The sequence below is a fragment of the Chamaesiphon minutus PCC 6605 genome (genome assembly GCF_000317145.1).
In the GTDB taxonomy this organism is placed as follows: Bacteria; Cyanobacteriota; Cyanobacteriia; order Cyanobacteriales; family Chamaesiphonaceae; genus Chamaesiphon; species Chamaesiphon minutus.
The window spans coordinates 327,596-346,836 of record NC_019697.1 but is presented as its reverse complement, the minus strand read 5'-3'; the positions used below and the strand labels follow the sequence as shown (position 1 = coordinate 346,836).

The 19,241-nt window shown below is 44.2% G+C and carries 17 protein-coding genes; 15 read left to right on the top strand and 2 right to left on the bottom strand.

Translation table 11 applies throughout. From position 1 onward, the window contains the following. Positions 1–119: 119 nt before the first annotated feature. The 4 genes from CHA6605_RS01615 (at position 120) to ureE (ending at position 3,335) form a co-directional block, all read left to right on the top strand. Positions 120–845: a fatty acid desaturase gene (locus tag CHA6605_RS01615; protein WP_198288415.1), complete on the top strand. Its 726-nt coding sequence runs from the start codon at positions 120–122 to the stop codon at positions 843–845. A gap of 943 nt (positions 846–1,788) precedes the next feature. After that, entirely contained in the window at positions 1,789–2,133 is a 345-nt protein-coding gene (gene rpsF / locus CHA6605_RS01610; protein WP_015157808.1) for a 30S ribosomal protein S6, read from the top strand. A 265-nt stretch (positions 2,134–2,398) separates the two neighbouring features. Then, on the top strand, positions 2,399–2,797 hold the full coding sequence (locus tag CHA6605_RS01605) for a DUF4168 domain-containing protein (RefSeq protein ID WP_232432160.1): 399 nt from the start codon (positions 2,399–2,401) through the stop codon (positions 2,795–2,797). 55 nt (positions 2,798–2,852) lie between these two features. Then, a complete protein-coding gene (gene ureE / locus CHA6605_RS01600) occupies positions 2,853–3,335 on the top strand; it encodes an urease accessory protein UreE (protein ID WP_232432159.1) in 483 nt (160 codons plus the stop codon). A gap of 149 nt (positions 3,336–3,484) precedes the next feature. Here the strand turns inward: ureE and surE are convergent, their stop codons facing one another. Next, positions 3,485–4,309, bottom strand: coding sequence for a 5'/3'-nucleotidase SurE (gene surE / locus CHA6605_RS01595; RefSeq protein WP_015157805.1), 825 nt, complete (start codon positions 4,307–4,309; stop codon positions 3,485–3,487). Positions 4,310–4,482: 173 nt separating this feature from the next. Here surE and CHA6605_RS01590 point away from each other — a divergent pair, with 173 nt between their 5' ends. The 11 genes from CHA6605_RS01590 to CHA6605_RS31145 all read left to right on the top strand — a co-directional run bounded on the left by CHA6605_RS01590 (position 4,483) and on the right by CHA6605_RS31145 (position 16,448). Continuing rightward, positions 4,483–5,328 carry an ABC transporter permease gene (locus CHA6605_RS01590; protein ID WP_015157804.1) on the top strand — a complete coding sequence of 282 codons (846 nt, stop codon included), beginning with the start codon at positions 4,483–4,485 and terminating at the stop codon, positions 5,326–5,328. A 54-nt stretch (positions 5,329–5,382) separates the two neighbouring features. After that, positions 5,383–6,744: an ABC transporter ATP-binding protein gene (locus tag CHA6605_RS01585; RefSeq protein ID WP_015157803.1), complete on the top strand. Its 1,362-nt coding sequence runs from the start codon at positions 5,383–5,385 to the stop codon at positions 6,742–6,744. A gap of 157 nt (positions 6,745–6,901) precedes the next feature. After that, a complete protein-coding gene (locus CHA6605_RS01580; RefSeq protein ID WP_015157802.1) occupies positions 6,902–7,663 on the top strand; it encodes an N-acetyltransferase in 762 nt (253 codons plus the stop codon). After that, positions 7,650–8,795 carry an acyltransferase family protein gene (locus tag CHA6605_RS01575; RefSeq protein WP_086936146.1) on the top strand — a complete coding sequence of 382 codons (1,146 nt, stop codon included), beginning with the start codon at positions 7,650–7,652 and terminating at the stop codon, positions 8,793–8,795. Before CHA6605_RS01580 ends, CHA6605_RS01575 begins: the two co-directional genes overlap by 14 nt. A gap of 29 nt (positions 8,796–8,824) precedes the next feature. Next, the gene (locus CHA6605_RS01570) at positions 8,825–9,241 is read left to right on the top strand and encodes a sugar 3,4-ketoisomerase (RefSeq protein WP_015157800.1); all 417 of its coding nucleotides are present in this window, start codon (positions 8,825–8,827) and stop codon (positions 9,239–9,241) included. Then, entirely contained in the window at positions 9,241–10,341 is a 1,101-nt protein-coding gene (locus CHA6605_RS01565) for a DegT/DnrJ/EryC1/StrS family aminotransferase (RefSeq protein WP_015157799.1), read from the top strand. The genes CHA6605_RS01570 and CHA6605_RS01565 overlap by 1 nt, the downstream gene beginning before the upstream one ends. Next, entirely contained in the window at positions 10,342–11,511 is a 1,170-nt protein-coding gene (locus CHA6605_RS01560) for a glycosyltransferase family 2 protein (protein WP_015157798.1), read from the top strand. 128 nt (positions 11,512–11,639) lie between these two features. Then, positions 11,640–12,815: a glycosyltransferase family protein gene (locus CHA6605_RS01555; protein ID WP_015157797.1), complete on the top strand. Its 1,176-nt coding sequence runs from the start codon at positions 11,640–11,642 to the stop codon at positions 12,813–12,815. Positions 12,816–12,900: 85 nt separating this feature from the next. Continuing rightward, complete coding sequence (locus CHA6605_RS01550; protein ID WP_015157796.1) at positions 12,901–14,397, top strand: glycosyltransferase; 1,497 nt, start codon at positions 12,901–12,903, stop codon at positions 14,395–14,397. Positions 14,398–14,493: 96 nt separating this feature from the next. Then, a complete protein-coding gene (locus tag CHA6605_RS01545) occupies positions 14,494–15,303 on the top strand; it encodes a glycosyltransferase family 2 protein (protein WP_015157795.1) in 810 nt (269 codons plus the stop codon). Next, positions 15,303–16,448 carry a glycosyltransferase family 4 protein gene (locus tag CHA6605_RS31145; protein ID WP_015157794.1) on the top strand — a complete coding sequence of 382 codons (1,146 nt, stop codon included), beginning with the start codon at positions 15,303–15,305 and terminating at the stop codon, positions 16,446–16,448. Before CHA6605_RS01545 ends, CHA6605_RS31145 begins: the two co-directional genes overlap by 1 nt. 72 nt (positions 16,449–16,520) lie before the next feature. On the opposite strand, the gene topA is transcribed toward CHA6605_RS31145, so the two are convergent. Then, complete coding sequence (gene topA / locus CHA6605_RS01535; RefSeq protein ID WP_015157793.1) at positions 16,521–19,205, bottom strand: type I DNA topoisomerase; 2,685 nt, start codon at positions 19,203–19,205, stop codon at positions 16,521–16,523. Positions 19,206–19,241 lie beyond the last annotated feature (36 nt).

Here is a 19,241-nt window from a genome sequence, read left to right as displayed (position 1 = left end):
ATATTAAAACAACGCCTGTCTAAAAGGCAAGATATCCAGATTCAAGGATAGTTTAGCGACCGATGAATTTTGACATTCTTTGGCTCGACAGGCTAGACTCTTATGTTAAAGACAGATCGATGAATCAGATATTTCGACTTAAGAATAGCCTACCATTACAAGTGGCCATCGCGATCGTGGGAGTCTGGGCAATTAGCCTGTGGAAATGCGTTCAGATCCGACTTGACACTTTACAGCCAATATGGTTTATTGCTCTGTTTATCTGGCAAACCTGGATCTACACAGGGCTATTTATCATCGCGCACGATGCCATGCATGGGAGTATTTATCCTTCCCCAAGAGTCAATCGCGCCATCGGACAGTTTTGTTTGTGGTTTTATGCAGGATTTGACTACCCACAACTATGCGCCAAGCATCACCAGCACCATAAGTATCCAGCCAGCGATCGCGATCCCGATTTTCATAACGGACAAACAAAGCATTTTTGGGGCTGGTTCGGACATTTTGTCAGCGAACATATCACTTGGCGGCAAGTAATAACGATCATCTCGATGTTTGCGGCTGGCGTGGCAATCTGTCACTATTTCTTCCCCCAGCCATTGTGGTGGCAAGCTGTAAATCTGGCTTGCTTTTGGGTATTCCCGTCGCTAATGAGTTCGCTCCAGCTATTTTACTTTGGGACATTTTTACCGCATCGCGAACCCGTTGGTGGCTATATCGAGCCACACCGCGCGGAGACGATTCCACGCTCGCGTTGGTGGTCGTTAATTAGTTGCTATCATTTCGGCTACCACCGCAAACACCACGAGTCGCCGCAGATTCCTTGGTGGCAGTTGTATGAGTAGGATTTTGGATTGCGGATTGCGGATTGCGAATTTTGGATTGGAATTGCGCTCCTACGATCCCCCCTCCCCGCTCAATTGTCAATAAGTATGTAGCGATCGAGGGATTAGCTGTTTTCATAGGTCGATCGAGCTACCATTAGCTGTTGGTACCTGTGTTCGCGATCGATCGGCGAGCTGTGAGGCCGATTTAAAAGCTACTGAGGACAAAAATCGAATTTTCATCAACATTTCTTAACAAATAAGGGTACAATAATCTATAGATTGAGGCGGCTGAAGATAATGTCGCTACCTCAATCTTCTGAAGATGAGTAAATAGCTCGATTTGGGAGCGTTATATTCATCGGGTCGATCGTCTGTTGGCGAATGCCAGTCTATGTAAATGCGATAAGTTTGTCGGTCTAGCACAGTAAATTGCTCTCGACAGTGCTGGAAAACACCGCAGCAATCGCGTAGTAAATAGCAGAATTACGTATATAAGGCGATTCACAAACAATTTCAACAGCTTTGAGCTGTAATGAACCATGTTCGATATCATCTCCGCACCAACTATTGTCCGTATCATCTCTAGTGCGTATCTTCTGTCTACTTGTTTATTACTGAGCTTTACTACCTTTGGGTGGTGGATCGCAACTCATCTCGAACATCAGGACAATCACCTCCCAAAATGGTTTAGTTAATATTGATGGTCAAAAATCGGCATTAACGTATTTAGTCGCTCCGGTTGTTAGATTCTTGTCTGAGAGTACCTGGATCTATTAGGGCAATTACATTCTCACAGACATCATATCCCCCGTCAAAATCTAGATGGCTGTGGGGTGGAAGATCTTTATTTCCAACCTAATTGGTTCAAATAAGTTACCAATTTCTGATATAATAGATGATCCTTGCTTTAGCCGCCCAGTTACGAACCGAGCTAAAGCCACTATGTCCATAAGGAGAATTTGTGAGCGATAAATACGAAATCATGTATATCCTGCGTCCCGATTTATCGGACGAGCAGGCTGATGGAGCGATCGAGAAGTATCGAGCCATCCTCGAAACCAATGGTGCTACCGAAATTGAAATCCAACAACGCGGCAAACGTCGTCTTGCCTACCTCATCGGTAAAAACCGCGATGGTATCTACGTTCAGGTCAATTACACTGGCTCCGGCCAAGAAATCGCGCCGTTAGAGAGAGCGATGCGCCTGAGTGAAGATGTCATTCGTTACTTGAGTCTCAAACTCGATCCGCCCAAGAAAGCTGCCAAAGCTGCTGCTTTAGCGGCTGCCAACGGTGAAGACGCCTAGTTATTCGCTTTCAATTTAAAATTACATCCGATCGCTCGCTTCTGCGGGCGATCTTTTTGGGCAAAGATCGCCCAAATTCTATGCAAGTAGGGATTGCCATCTAGTTCGAGTGGTGGTATCCAGGAACTTATCAGATGCCAAACACTTCTAATAAAATGCAACTTAAACCAAAATTCGCTCGCTTGGTCTCACACCTGGTTATATGACAACTCCACACGCCCGAAGTATCTCTGACCGTTTATCTCGCCTATTAGTAATGGGCATCATGACTAGCTTATTAGGTCTCTTAGCAGGAATCGTGCCAGATTTGACCGCCCAGCAACCAAGTTTAATCTTTAGCAGCACGGCACGAGCGGATGAATTTAGCGATACCGATCTGCGCAACTACGCTGCGGCACTGATGCAAATCGAACCACTGCGTCAATCGACACTCGCTCAAGTCAGCCGTGCCAATAATGGTGCCTTGCCGAATCTGGTATGCAATCAGCCTAATACCATGGAGTCATTGAATAGCGAAGCAAGATCCCTATTCATCAGATACTGCAACCAATGTGAGAGTATTGCAGCTAGTCGCGGACTGAGTATCGAACGATTCAATCAAATCACTCAGGCTGTCCGCTCCAATCCCCAACTGCAAAATCGAGTGCGGAGCTTCATGAACTAGCTAGAATTAGCGATCGAGTGTGATTTCGATAAAGATACAATAGCAAGTATTAGCTATGAAGGTCAATCCCATGTCGAATGACTCGTCGTCTACAACAGCAATCGCGATCGATCGAAAGTTGGATCGTCACCATCATTCATCGTCACCTTTGCTGCTCTGGCTGACAGCAGAAGAACGCACCCGCAGCCGCCATCATTTTATTACAGCAGATGGCACTCCAGTCTCGCTCCAATTACCGCGTGGTACTGTGCTAGTAGATGGCGATCTGCTCGGATCTGAGACTACTGGCGTTGTCGTCAAAGTTGCTGCCAAACCAGAGCCAGTATTAACTGTCACCAGCGAAAATGCGATCGATTTGTTGCGAGCTGCTTATCATCTGGGCAATCGCCATGTCAGTCTGGAGATCGCCCCCACCTATTTGCGGTTGACTCCCGATTCGGTATTGGAGCGGATGTTGGTACAATTAGGCGACTTGCAGGTAGTGGCTGAAATCGCCCCATTTTCCCCACAAGGCGGTGCTTATCGTCACCAACATTAATGGATCGTCCAGGTTGTTAACCACTTCACCGCAGTTTTAACTGCTGATTGCGATGCGTAGCGCGCACCCTTGGGGTGAGGTAAAGCGACTACGCAGCAACTCATACAGACTTGTCAGTACGCGGTAGATTTTTCACTAAGGGGTAATTATCAATTATCAATTATTAAAGATTCTATTTTCAATCCTTCAACCCCACAATCTTTGAGACCAAATACACCGTTTGGCGAAGTCATATTAAACTGGAGCGGCACGATCGTAATATAGTTTTGCTTGATGGCCTGAATGTCGGTTTCGATCTCTGATGGCAGATGGAAATGTTCTGGTTGTTCCAAATCTTGTACCACTTCGCCAGATAACCAATAGTAAGTTTTACCGCGCGGATCTACCCGCTTTTGGAAAGTATCGAAATAACGTCTGAGTCCTTGGCGAGTAATCTTAACACCTGCAATTTCGGTTGCGGGTACGGGAGGAATATTGACGTTTAATAATAAAGATTCTGAGAGAGGTTGGTGTTCTAAATGCGCGATTAAATCTCTGGCAAAATTCGCGGCGGGTTGAAACTCCCGACAACTGAAACTAGTCAGGCTCAAAGCAATACTGGGAATGCCCTCGATCGTGCCTTCCATCGCCGCAGAAACCGTTCCTGAATATAAAACGTCCGTGCCCAGGTTGGCACCGTGATTGATGCCTGAGAGGACGAAATCGGGGAATCGATCTAGTAATGCGCCCAGTGCCAATTTCACACAATCTGCGGGCGTACCAGAACACGACCAAGCCCTCACGGTATGATGAAAAATCCCTGCAACTTCTTCAGCCCGAATCGGATCGTGGAGTGTCAAACCGTGTCCGGTTGCCGATCGCTCGCGATCGGGACAGACTACAATTACTTCATGTCCAGCGAGGGCGAGCGTATCGGCTAGTGTCTTGATGCCAAGAGCAAAGATCCCATCATCGTTGCTAATTAATAATCTCATGCGGATCTATGCGAGGTAACTGTTGATGTCTTTTTAGCACATCTGAGGCCGCGCGTGCTGAATTAATCTCGATATTGACGTTTGACTATCTTCTCTAACTTCAAGTAATATGCTGGGGTCGGTAGATTGGCGTAACAGCCAACACATACTGGAGGTAATCATTGTTAGATTCGATGCGGGGTGTGCTATATAAAGTGGGTAAATTAGACCGATTGGTGCCTGCGGGCGATCTCCAGCGGGCGAAATTCGATTTGCTCAGAACGCTGGTGAGGCGAGACTTGGAGGCGCGGTACAAAGGTTCGGTGTTGGGCAATTTATGGCCGTTAGTCAATCAATTATCGCAATTACTGATCTACACTTATGTATTTGCGATCGTGCTCAAAGTTAAGCTCAGTCTGCATGGCGTGCCCGAAAATAATTTTACGTTTGGCTTATGGCTATTTACTGGTTTGATACCGTGGATGTCATTTACGGGTGGCTTGACGCAATCGGCAATCTCCGTAATTGCCCAACCAAATTTAGTTAAAAAAGTTGTGTTTCCGCTAGCTTTATTACCGATCGTACCAGTAGTGTCGGCATTTATTGAAAGTGCTTTTGGTCTGATTGCTTTGATTTTCTTTGTAGCTCTGAGCATTCATACTTTACATCCAACTTTAGCACTACTACCGCTGGTGTGGTTGACGCAGTTGTTGTTGACGACTGGCTTAGGTTATTTAGTCGCAGGTTTGACGGTCTTTTTGCGCGATGTTCCCCAAGTATTAGCGGTGGTTTTAAATATTTGGTTTTATATGACACCGATTATTTACCCAGCTTCCGCAATTCCCCCAGAATTTCGCGATTGGATCTTTTGGTTGAACCCGCTGGCGACAATTTCGGAAGTTTATCGAGATCTTATTTTAGTAGGTGAAGTCAAACATTGGGCCGAATGGGGTGTGACTGCGGCAATTTCGGCGATCGTGTTTGCTGGGGGTTTTGTAGTTTACAAGCGGTTGCGTCCGGTATTTGCGGATGTCTTGTAAACTGCAATATTAGCGATCGATATTTATTAAGTGGTGAGGAGTAATAGTATTAATATGGGATCGGAAATTGCCATTTCCCTCAATAATGTCTCGAAATGCTTTAAGCAATACAGGCAGCCTGTCGATCGACTTAAAGAGATGATCTTTCCTGGTAAATCGTATACTGAGGAATTTTGGGCATTGCGCGATATCTCCTTTGAGATTATGAGGGGAGAAACGATGGGAATTATCGGGCGTAATGGTGCGGGCAAATCGACATTGCTACAACTGATTTGTGGAACTTTAACCCCTACTTATGGCGATATTCAAGTTAATGGTAGAGTTGCGGCTTTATTAGAGTTGGGTGCTGGCTTTAATCCAGAATTTACCGGACGCGATAATGTCTACATGAATGGTGCGATTGCGGGTCTTGCTAAAGCAGAAATAGACGATCGTTTCGATAATATTGCTGCATTTGCCGACATCAAAGATTTTATCGATCGACCAGTTAAGAATTATTCGAGTGGAATGTACGTGCGCTTGGCATTTGCCGCAGCAATTCATGTCGAGCCAGATATTTTAATTGTCGATGAAGCTTTAGCTGTCGGCGATATGTTTTTTCAGGCAAAATGTATGACGCGGATGCGCCAGATGATGGAAGCTGGCGTGACGGTGTTATTTGTCAGTCACGATACTGGTTCTGTCAAAAGTTTTTGTCAAAGGGGTGTTTTTTTAGAAGGTGGCGAACTAAAAAAAATTGGTAAAGCAGCGGATGTCGTCGCTAGTTATATCAGCGTGATTCATGGCGATATGAATCAAGATCTGAAACTTCAGCTACAACAGAATCTCGAAAATAGTGAGAAAAATCTCGATCTCCAGAATGGTAAATCGGCTAAAAATGTAATTATCGATGCCGACATTTCGGAAATATTTGTCGATACAAAGCAACAGGCAGAACTAGCCGAAGGTTGCCATCGCTATGGCGAAGGTGGTGCCAAAGTCTTAGATATCAAACTTCTCAACAGTCAGCATCAACCTACTGCCGAACTGGAATCGCGCGAAGAGTTTATCATCCAAGCTGCAATCTTATTTGAAAAAGATTTTCCTACCTTTTGTTTTGGTTACTTAATTAGGGATATCAAAGGTATCGATATTATTGGGACGGTGACATCGGTTGAAAAAGTCGATATGCCACCAGCAACAGCCGGACAAGTATATGTCGTTGAAATGCGATCGCCAAATATGCTCAATGTCGGTGTTTATACGCTTACTGTTGCCGTTGAGTTACCAGTAGTGATGAATCAGAATCATATCTTTTTAGATTATATCGACGATGCGATCGTCTTTAAAGTTAATATGGCCGAAGATCCACTCGATCGATTTACCGCTAAAGTTTACGTGCCTGCTGAAATTAAGTGCAAGCATGTAAATAATTAAGGTACTATAGAGAGCCTAATTCATTCCTAAATTTAGATTACTTACGAGCTAATGATTTTAAACCACAGAGATGCAGAGAGCGGAGAGAAAGAAGAAGAAGCTAACTAATCTTCTTTTCCGACCTTTGTGTCCTTTGCGTCTCTAATAATATCAACTCATGCAAAATCCTCAAGCAGAACTTAATTATTTCATCCACAAATCAGCCTGTGTCGAAACAAATAAGATCGGTTCCAATACACGCATTTCAGCTTTTGTCGTTATTGAAGCTGATGTCCAAATTGGAAGTGATGTTATTATCCATCCGCATGTGACGATCGAATCGGGTGTAACTATCGGCGATAGCGTTGAGATTTTCCCTGGAGCTTATCTGGGGAAAGAGCCAAAAGGAGCAGGGGCAATGGCGAGAAAACCTGAATTCGATCGGATTGTCTCGATCGGCGATAATTGTTCGATCGGGCCGAATAGTGTTATTTATTATGATGTAAAAATCGGCAAAAATACTTTAATTGGAGATAATGCTTCGATTCGCGAAAAAGTCATAGTTGGTGAGTTTTGTATTATTAGTAGAGGTGTAACGATTAATTATAATACCCAGATCGGCGATCGAACTAAAATTATGGATCTCACTCATATTACGGGTAATTGTGAGATTGGTAATGATGTGTTTATTAGTGTGCTAGTGGCGACTACTAACGATCGTGCCATCGGCAAACTCGAATATAATGAAGACCGCGTTCGAGGCCCCAAAATCGAGGATAATGTGGCAATTGGTGCGGGTGCAAATATTCTACCTGGCGTGCGAATTGGCATGGGATCGATCGTCGCCGCAGCAGCAGTAGTTAGTAAAGATATTCCGGCAGGAAAAATGGTTGCTGGTAATCCCGCGCGAGTAATTAAAAGTGTCAATGAAGTCGAGTAAGATCGTGACAACTGCAATGGTTAAAACCGAATTACTACCACTGACTAGTTTGCGGTTTATCAGTGCTTTTTGGGTATTTCTATTTCATGTCAATAGTCGCTGGCCGCTCGATCTGCCTGGGCCGATCGATAATATTATTTCCCAAGGGCCATTGGGCATGAGTATTTTTTTTATTTTATCAGGTTTTGTGCTCGGATATACTTATTTTAATAAGGAGCCGATTCGAGACTACAGAGCTTTTTTAATCAAGCGATTTGCCAGGATTTATCCGGTCTATATTCTCATCAGTATCTTAACTTTACCATTCTTGGTAATTCCGCAGGTAGGCGCAGATGCGATCGGGACTATCGCTTATTTGCTTACTTATCTGCTGGTTGTTATTTTAAATGTATTTTTATTACAAGCCTGGTTGCCATCATTATTTAATTATTGGATCGATGGCGGTACCTGGTCTTTGTCGGTAGAATGTTTTTTCTATGTTTTATTTCCTTATATCCTGTTCGTTCTCAAGCCGCTATCGCTCGATCGATTAAAAAAATTACTACTAATTTTTTATATCTTATCGTTAATTCCCGGCTTAGTATTTATATCACCACTCGTTCCCAAGGTGTTATTTGCCACTGTCTATGCGTTGCCGATCTACCGATTGTCAGAGTTTATTATCGGCGTAATTATCGCCATTATTTTTATTACTAATAGCGATCGTCCTGCTGCCAAGTCGGTACCCGATCGCTATAAACTCGTTTTGGTGACGATCGGCTTATTAACTTACTTGAGTATTTATGCTAAAGCAGTCCCACAGATCTATGTAATTCATAACTTTGTTGCGATTCCCGCGATCGCCGCGATCGTGTATTATTGCGCTAGTATTTCTAAAGGTTATCTCTATCGAATTTTAGCCAATCGCACTTTTGTGGTGCTGGGAAAAATTAGCTATTCGTTTTACTTAGTTCAGAGTATCCCACTCTTATTTATCGAAACTAATTATCGAATGTTAGTGCAGTATGTGCCATTTATAGCAGATCGTTATTTATTGGCATTCGCGATCTTTTCGATAACGTTGCTCGGCTCTGCCATAACTTATTATGCGATCGAGAACCCTTTGCGGAAATTTATCGTCAAACTCATATAATCGAAAATATCTATATATTAAATTGACAAATGAGCACGATCGACCGATGTGAAATTATCGATCTACCGAGAATTCAAGATCCGCGTGGCAATCTCACCTTTGTCGAGTCCGGCAAACATGTCCCGTTCGATCTGCAAAGAGTGTATTATCTGTATGATGTTCCTGGTGGTGCCGAACGTGGCGGACACGCGCACAAAGAGCTACAGCAGTTGATTATTGCAATTTCGGGTAGCTTTGATGTTATTTTGGACGATGGCTGCGCTACTAAGCGTTTTCATCTCAACCGCTCTTATTATGGACTGTATGTCTGTCCGATGGTGTGGCGGGAACTAGATAACTTCTCTTCGGGATCTGTGTGCATGGTATTAGCTTCGATCTTTTATGACGAATCCGATTATTACCGCGATTATGATGAGTTTCTGGCATCCGTGCGGAGCAAGCCCTGATGAAAGTACCTTTTCTAGATTTTCAGGCTCCTTATCTCGAATTAAAGGCGGAGCTGGATGACGCCTATGCGCGGGTAATGGCATCTGGCTGGTATATTCTGGGTGAGGAAGTAGCCGCATTTGAAGCGGAATTTGCCGCTTATTGCCAAACTAAATACTGTATCGGCGTTGGGAATGGCTTGGAGGCTTTGCACCTAATTTTGCGAGCGATGGAGATTGGTGCTGGCGATGAAGTTATCGTCCCCGCTAATACTTATATTGCCAGTTGGCTGGCGGTGTCGCAGGTGGGAGCGACTCCCGTGGCTGTGGAACCAGACGAGCATACTTACAATATCGATCCATCGCTCATCGAAGCTGCGATTACCGCGCGTACCAAGGCGATTATGGCAGTCCATTTGTACGGCCAGCCTGCGGATATGGATGCGATTAATGAAATTGCCAAACGACACAATTTGCAAGTAATTGAAGATGCCGCACAAAGTCATGGTGCTAGGTATAAACAGCGTCGCACTGGCGGTTTGGGAGATGCGGCGGGGTTTAGTTTCTACCCTAGCAAAAATCTCGGCGCGATCGGGGATGCAGGTGCGGTAACGACGAACAATGCTGAGTTGGCAGAGCGGATTCGCTTGCTGCGCAATTATGGCTCTCGCGTCAAGTACGAAAATGAAATTCCAGGATACAATAGTCGCTTGGATGAATTGCAAGCAGCATTCTTGCGCGTCAAGCTCGCCAAACTCGATGAGTGGAACGCTCGTCGCGTCAGCGTTGCCGATCGATATTTAGCGACGCTCGGCAAAAACCCCCACTTAACTTTGCCTGTGGTTCCCGATTGGGCCGATCCGGTGTGGCATTTATTTGTAGTGCGTCACCCTAATCGGTATAATTTAGAGCAACATCTGCGTCAAAATGGGGTGGCAACTCTAATTCATTATCCGACGCCACCGCATTTGTCAGCAGCGTATTGCCAACCGGAAATGCCTAAAGGTAGCTTGCCGATTACCGAGCGGATTAGCAACCAAATTATCAGCTTGCCGATGGGAGCGCATTTGAGAGATCTTCAACTCGACATCGCGATCGCCACGTTATTGGAGGACATCTAAGTGGGACGAACCCCTTCAATTAGCGTCGTTACGCTCGCCTATCAGCATGAAAAATATATTGCTGAAGCAATTCAGAGCATTTTAGATCAAACCTTTACCGATTTTGAATTGATCGTCGTCAATGATGGATCGACCGATCGCACCGATGAAATTATTCGCAGCTTCCAAGACGATCGGATTATCTACATATACCAAGAAAATCAAGGGCCGAGTGCGGCGGCAAATAACGGCATCTTAGCAGCGTCGGCTAAATATATCGCACTGATGTCTGGGGATGATGTGTGCTATCCACACCGCTTGGCTGTCGAATATCAGCACCTACATGATTCTGGCAATAGAGTAGTGTTTTCGTGGGTGGATTTTATCGATGACGATAGTCAGCCGTTTGTCGGCAAGCACTTCGCCCAAGATTTTTTCAATCATCCGCAGCGCAGCCGTGCCGAAATGTTAAATTGGTTTTTTATGAAGGGAAACTATTTATGTGCGGTGACTGCCTTAGTAGAAAAGGAAATATTAGTCGAATGTGGCTTATTTAATCCAGTATTAATTCAGCAACAAGACTTTGAAATGTGGTTCAAAATTGTTAAGAAATATGAGATATGCTTGTTAGAATCTAAATTAGTTAAATATCGCGTGCGATCGGGCGACAACAACTTAAGTAGCGATCCGAATAATTCAGTACGATCGATTTTTGAAGGCTACCAACTCTATCGTAAAATTCTCGACAATACCCCGATCGAGCTATTTAGGGCGAGTTTTCCGGCAGCGAGCGATCGGCTAGAACTATTTGAAGGTGATAGTTACGAACTAGCAAAAGCTTTTATCTATTTAAATCACGATCTCACGCTACTTAGGCATATCGGCATCGAAAAATTGTTCGATCTGCTCCAATCCGAACAAACTTTACGGTTTTCAAAGTCTAAATATAATTTCGGTCTGCCAGAATTATACGCACTAACTAAAGATGCCGATATTACTAATAGTAGACTTCAAGCAGAATTAGTGCGATCGCAAGCACAACTGCACCAGACTCAAGTTGAATTAACTCAATCTCAATCTAGCTTGCGGGAATATGCTGATAAAATCAGAGCGATCGAGCTAGAGGGAGTATGGACATTAAAATTGCTCAGATCTTTATTAAAAAAATTAATTGGAGGTCTATTCAGGTGAAAATATTAGCTGATATTGCTCCTAAACAAAAAAATAGTTAACCTAATACTTTTTTTAGGTTGACGAGTATGCTATTAATGGATTCAAATATTTGATTTTTATCAGCGTGACTAACTATTAGTAAGATAATGGCATCAATACATTTATTTACAAGCATCACCACAAATTACATTCCGAAGGCAAGAGTACTTGCCAAGTCATTAAAAAAATTTCATCCAGACTATCAATTTCATATCGTCCTTTCCGATCGAGTACCAAGTTGGCTCGATCTTAATAATGAACCTTTTGATACTGTTATTACGATCGAGGAATTGTCGATTCCCAATCGCAAGAGTTGGATTTTTAAACATACTCTCGTCGAGATGTGTACGGGGGTCAAAGGATTTGCTTTTCAGGAGATTGTCAGACGCTATCAACCCGATTATGTGTTCTTTTTCGATCCTGATATCGTCATTTTTTCCCCAATCGATTCATTAATAGCTAAGTTAACTAAAAATAGTATTTTACTAACACCCCACCAAACCGAACCCGAAGAACTCGATCGCGCGATCGTCGATAATGAGATTTGCAGTCTCAAACATGGTGTCTTCAATCTCGGATTTTTAGGGATTCGTACTACTCCTGGCTCGGAAGGGTTGAAATTTATCGACTGGTGGGCCGCCAGACTCCAAAACTATTGCTATGATGATAAGCTAAACGGATTATTTACCGATCAGAGATGGGTCGATCTAGCTCCAGCATTTTTTAGCGATTTGTGCATTACTCGCGAGCCGATTTATAATGTTGCCACTTGGAATCTCACTCATCGAGTTGCAACGGGAAGTATCGAAAAAGGCATCCAGATTAACGGACAGCCAATTTGTTTTTATCACTTCTCCGGCTTCGATAGTGGCGATCAAGAAGTAATGCTTAAACTATACGGTAAAAATAGCCCCGTTCTGTTTGAATTAAGAGATTGGTATATCGAGCAATGTCAACTCGCCGAACAAGAAAAATTGGGACAAATTGAGTGCGCGTATGGATGTTTTGATAATGGTGAAGTAATTACCAAATTACAGAGAATCGTGTATCGCTCTCGCGTCGATTTGCAACAAGCATTCCCCGATCCATTTGCCACTACAGATCCGGGCAAATCATATCTTGCATGGTGTCAGCATACCGGAACTTCAGATGCGATCGAATTTAGCACCGAATCTCCCGAAGCCATGCGATCGGAATTGGTGCGCCTGCAAACAGAATTGAGTTCGATTAAATCATCGCGCTCGTGGCGATTTGTCAGAAAATTATTGGGAAAAGCTATATAGATAGAAAAGTATATTAAATTATAGGTAAGAGCGTAGTTAAGGTGGCGGTAGACTGAAAAATTAAACAACTATTATCATAATATATATGATCAATCTACATGTGATGCACAGTTGGGGTGGCGGGTTAGAACGATGGGTGAAAGAATACGCACAATCTGATACCCGCGATACCAATTTTGTACTCAAATCGATTGGCGAACATGGCACACCTGCCAAACAAATCCATTTATATCGTCATATTGAAGATCGAATTCCACTGCGGATGTGGGAGTTAGATAAACCGATTGTCTCTACCTCAGCCACTCACTTAGAGTATCGTTATATTTTACAAGAAATTATCGATGTATTTAAAATCGATTGTATTTTAATCTCCTCATTTATCGGACATGCTTTCGAGCTATTACACACCGATCGCCGCACGGTCATTATCTGTCATGATTTTTATCCATTCTGTCCGGTAATTATTGCTTATTTCAAAGGTAATTGTGAAGAATGTAACTTCAGTCACCTAAAAACTTGTTTTGCCGAAAATCCCGTCAGGTTCTTTCCATTTACTTCGGCGATCGAATGGATGGAAATTCGCGAGACATTTGTGCGCATGCTCAAAGGTAAATATATTCCGCTGATTATTCCATCGCCGTTTATCAAAGATCGATTGGTATCGTTAGAACCTAAATTAGCAGATGTACCGATGTTTGTTATCTCGCATGGTATTTCCCCACTAGTAACGGTAAAATCATTAAGTACCGAGCTACAGGCTCCGCCAAAAAACAGGCCGCGAATTATGATTTTAGGAGAACTATCTACCCATAAGGGATTAGAATTATTCGGTCAAATTTGCGATCGCCTGTGTGAAGTTGCCGATGTTTACTTAGTTGGCTGTGGTGATGATGGGTATGCTTTCAAGCGTAAGCGTGGAGTGACAATTATCTCCCATTATAAACGTGAAGAGTTAGCCGCAATAGTCGATAAGTTAGAAATAGATCTGGGATTACTATTGTCAGTTTGGACTGAAACTTTTAGCTTCACATTAAGCGAACTCATGTCGATGGGTATTCCGACATTGGCAACTAAAATCGGTAGCTTTGCCGATCGGATTGAAGATGGTGTCAATGGATTTTTAGTACCACCCAACCCAGAAAAGATCGTGCTAAAAGTTAACGATCTCCTCGACGATCCCAAAACTTTGCAAGAAATTCGCGATCGACTATCATCTTTCCAGCACAAAAGTGTAGAGGAGATGGTAATTGAATATCAAGAGCGATTGGAAAATGAAGCCTTCGATTCGCAAAAAATAGCAACACTGATACCAGCTAAAACTTTACCTCAAGACTTAGATCTCGAACAGCTTCAATTACAAATTGCTCTTTGGCAACACGAGTTAGCAGATTTACGTCTGTCTCATGCCAAACTAGCAAATCAATTAGAATATAAGGAATTTTATCCAAATTGGAAGATCTCCAAAAACATGCGCGTCCCACTTTCCAAAAGGTTTTCGATGTTTAAATATGCCAAGCGACTTTTTCCGGGGTTATGGCAGTATCTTCGCAACTTAGCGATTAATTTTAAAGTCCTTTATTAAGACAATAAGCTGTTAGATATTCCACTATTAACTATCCACACTTCGGCTGTCGCTCAGTGCAAGCTATTCACTATCCACTATTCCCGATCGCTAGATGTGAGTATATCAATTATTCTAGTTAATTATAATGGTGCTGAATTTTTAGCAGAATGTCTGAACTCGCTAGCTAAATTTATTAATGCCGATTGTGAAGTCATAGTTATCGATAACTCTTCGACAGATAATAGTGTCGAGATCGTTCGCACGCGATTTACTTGGGTGCGGCTGATTTGTAGCGAAGTTAATTTAGGATTTGGCAAGGCAAATAACTTGGCGGTGGAGCGATCGCAAGGTAAATACCTGTTATTTTTAAATACCGATACGCTCCTTACCGAGAATACACCGCAGATTTTAGCAGCTTATCTCGATCGCGAGCCAGATGTCGCCGCCATTGGTGCGCGGATTACTTTTCAAGATGGCAGCTATCAATTGTCATCGGGAATGTTACCAAATCTAGCCATTGAGTTTATCGATAAGATTCGCTATGGATTGGATCGGAAATGGCACGGTCTAGTTGCAAACATCTATAATAAACAATATTCGACAATTCGAGAAGTCGGTTGGGTAACGGGGGCTTGTTTGATGATACATAGAGATATATATCAAAGACTAGGGGGGTTTGACCCAGCCTTCTTTATGTACTTTGAAGATAAAGATCTTTGCAAACGCGTTCGCGATTTAGAATTCAAGGTTATCTATTACCCTGGTACTAGCATAATTCATCTTTTAGGCGGTAGCTCTAAGAATATTACAAAAAATATTAATAACTACTATCGCGATAGCCAACTGTATTATTATCAAAAACATCTGAATGAAATTCAGCTCAAAATCTTGAAATTTTATTTAAGATTGTCAGGGAAAATCTGATGTCAAAATTGCGAGTTCTGTTGACGATCGATGAGGCAAGTCTGGGCGGCGGCCAAACGCATGTATTACTCTTATCCAAGTATTTAGATCGGGAAAACTTTGAGGTGGAGGTTGCCACAGAGGAGACAGGTTGGCTGGTGGATGAAGTCCGCAAACTAGGTAAGATCGTCCATCCGATTACGATTGCCAACAAATTAAGCTGGAAGTCTTATCAAAGCATCCGCCAACTACTATTGGCGCATAGATTTGATATCGTCCATACTCATGGGGGGACGGCAGGATTTTGGATGAGATTAGTCGCACTCGGACTAACAGAGCGACCCACGATGGTGCATACTTATCACGGACTGCACTATCTCCATATTTCACGAGGCGCGATTGGAGTTATCCTCCAACTATTCAAAAGAGCAATTTTTCGACTGCTCGATCGATTTTTGCTAAAGTATACGGATCGGATAATTTGTGTTTGTCAATCGGATTATGTGAAAGCGGTAGCTGCAAAAGTTGCCCACCCCGCACACACATCGGTGGTCCATAATGGCATCGAAATCGAGCAGTTTGCCACACCCCTCGATCGAGATATCGCTCGACGTCGATTTGGGTTTGGGGCGAGTGAGTTTATCTTTGGCAATGTCGGTAGACTCCACGCCCAAAAAGGCCACGCATACTTATTACGAGCTTTTGCTAAGTTAAATAATCCCGCACGGTTGGCGATCGTTGGCGATGGCGAACTACGCTACGAATCGATCGGACTTGCCGATGAATTGAAAATCGATCGACGGGTGATGTTTTTAGGCGCGCGCACCGATATCTATGAATTTTTATCGGCGATCGATGTGTTCGTGCTGCCATCATTATGGGAAGGTCAACCGATCGCTCTTTTAGAGGCATTAGCGATCGGGAAACCCTGTATTGCCTCGGCTGTCGATGGGATTCCCGAAATTATTACCAATGGCGTCAATGGGTATTTAGTCGCCCCCAGAAATATCGAACAACTCACCCAGACTATGGATCGCGCGATCGAGCATCCTCAGCCGCTGACACCGTTTTTTGGCTCTAGCGATCTTGGATCTTGTCGGTTCTTGGCACAAAATATGGCCACAGAGATTGGCAATCTCTATCGAGTGGGGAAAAAATCGGCATGAGCTGCCGATATATGCAGCCGCTAACTGCATCGAGTAATTAGCGGCTTGTTGCGATCGCAAATTCGATCGAGACTAACTAGTCTTCGATTTGGTGGTAGTTTTTTTAGCTGCGGTAATTGTTTTTGAAGCTGTAGTTTTCTTTGTATTAGTAGTTTTGGCTTTAGTTGCGGTCGTTTTCTTGGCTGTGGCGGTGGTTTTTTTAGCAGTTGTTTTCTTCACCGCTCCACCTTTGGCTACCAACAAACTCAGTGCGGTTTCCATACTGATGCCTTCGACGGTCTCGCCTTCTGGCAAGCCAGCATTGGTTTTACCATGCTTGATATAGTTACCATAGGGTCCAGCATAAATCGCTATCGGTTCGTTATCGTTGGGATGATTGCCGAGCGTGCGCAATGGTTCTTTTTTGCCACGCGCACCGCGTACAGCTTTAGGTTCTGCCAAGATTGCCACCGCCCGCTCTAGTGTGACAGTATAGACATCATCGGGAGCTTTAAGCGATCGATATTCCTTACCTTCTTTGCCACGATCGTACAAGATGTACGGCCCAAATCTGCCGACATTAGTTTGTAGCTTACCACCAGTTTCGGGATGTACTCCCAGGCTGCGGGGGAGTTTGAGTAACTCGACGGCGATTTCCAGAGTGACATCTGCGGGATTCATCTCTTTGGGGATGGATGAGATTCTGGGCTTGATCTTGGGATCTTCACCTTGGTCGCCCAATTGTACGTAGGGTCCATATCGACCCTCTTTAGAATAAATCGGTTCGCCAGTTTCGGGGTGATGTCCGAGGATATCGGGAGTGCTCTTCTTCTTTTCGATCAGCATCTCGACCGTTTCGGGAGCTAAATCGGCAGGTGTCAGACCTTCAGGAATTGAAGCATTACCGAATTCGGATTCGATATACGGCCCAAATTTACCGATCCGGATTTTAGCTTCGATATTGTCAAACTCGATCGTCCGTGCGAGCTTGCCATCGATGTTGTCAAACCCTTGCTTGACTAGATTATCCAACCCTGTATCGCCGAAATAGAATTTTTCTAAATAGGGGAGCCATTGCGTCGCTCCAGTAGAGATATCATCGAGCGATTGCTCCATCCGGGCGGTAAAGTGCGGATCGACAAGATCTTGGAAATGTTTTTCGAGTAAAGCTGTGACCGCAAAGGCGGTAAAAGTCGGCACTAGGGCATTACTTTGAGTCTGAGCATACCCCCGATCGATAATCGTACTGATGATGCTGGCATAAGTACTAGGGCGACCGATCCCTTCACTTTCGAGCATCTTGACCAGGGATGCTTCGGTATAGCGGGCTGGCGGTTGGGTAAAGTGGTCGATCGCGTCGAGTTTTTTGCAGTCGGGACGATCGCCTTTGACTAAGGCAGGAAGAATGATTTCTTGGTCTTCGATCGCCGCGTTAGGATCGTCGGAGCCTTCGACATATGCTCTCAGGTAGCCAGGGAAATCGATTCGCTTACCAGAGGATCTAAATCCAGCGTTTTCGACCTGTAAATCGACGCTGAGCTGGGTTTGCCGCGCATCGGCCATTTGCGAGGCTACCGTCCGTTTCCAGATCAAGTCGTAAAGTTTCAATTTTTCGTCACTGAGTCCGGTGGCTTTGGGCGTGCGAAAGCTGCTCCCTGCCGGACGGATGGCTTCGTGTGCTTCTTGAGCACCTTTGGCTTTGGTAGAATATTGGCGGGGTTTGGGGCTGAGATATTCTTGTCCGTACATGTTTAGCACGCAAGCACGCGCGGCTTCGATCGCTTGTTCGGACAAATTCACCGAATCCGTTCGCATGTAAGTAATATAGCCTTCTTCATACAAGGATTGGGCGACTTGCATGGTGCGCTTGGCGGATAAGCGCAGTTTGCGGTTGGCTTCTTGTTGGAGGGTTGAAGTGGTAAATGGCGGTGCTGGTTTGCGAGTGACGGGTTTTTCTTCCAATCCAGTTACCGTCCAGGTTTTGTCCTGGAGGCTGTCTTTGAGTGCGTTGGCGTCGCTCCCATTGAGGACTCGAACTTTTTTGCCGGGGAGTAAATTTCCGGTATTCGGGTCGAAATCGGCACCTGTGGCGATCTTCGTCCCATCTACTGTAACTAGTTTCGAGTCAAAATCTAGTTTATTGTGAACCAGCAGTGCTTTCAGATCCCAATATTCAGCCGATTTAAACGCCCGCCGTTGGCGTTCTTTCATCACCAACAACCGCACCGCTACCGACTGAACTCTACCTGCGGATAATTTACCACCAATCATCTTCCACAGCAACGGCGACAGCCGATAACCGACCAATCGATCGAGAATGCGGCGGGTTTCTTGAGCGTGAACGATTTGCTCGTCGATATTGCGGCAATTTTTTAGTGCTTTTTGGATCGCTTCTTTGGTAATCTCGTGAAAGACCATTCGTTTGGTCGGCACTTTGGGATTGAGGAGCTGCAATAGGTGCCAACTGATACTTTCACCCTCACGATCTTCGTCCGTTGCCAGAATCAGTTCGTCAGCATCTTTGAGAGCCGTTTTCAATTCTTGAACGATCTTCCGCTTGTCCTTGGGGATGATATATAGGGGGGCAAACCCGTTCTCCACGTCGATTCCCAGATCTTTTGCCCACTTTTGAGATTTATATTCAGGCGGAATTTCATCTGCTGAGGGGGGCAGATCCCGCACATGTCCCATCGAAGCTTTGACAACATAACTCGATGGCAAAAACTTACCGATAGTGCGCGCTTTGGTGGGAGATTCGACAATGACGAGGGTTGACATAGGGGCGTTTTGAGGTCGTCAGGAATTAGGGAGGTA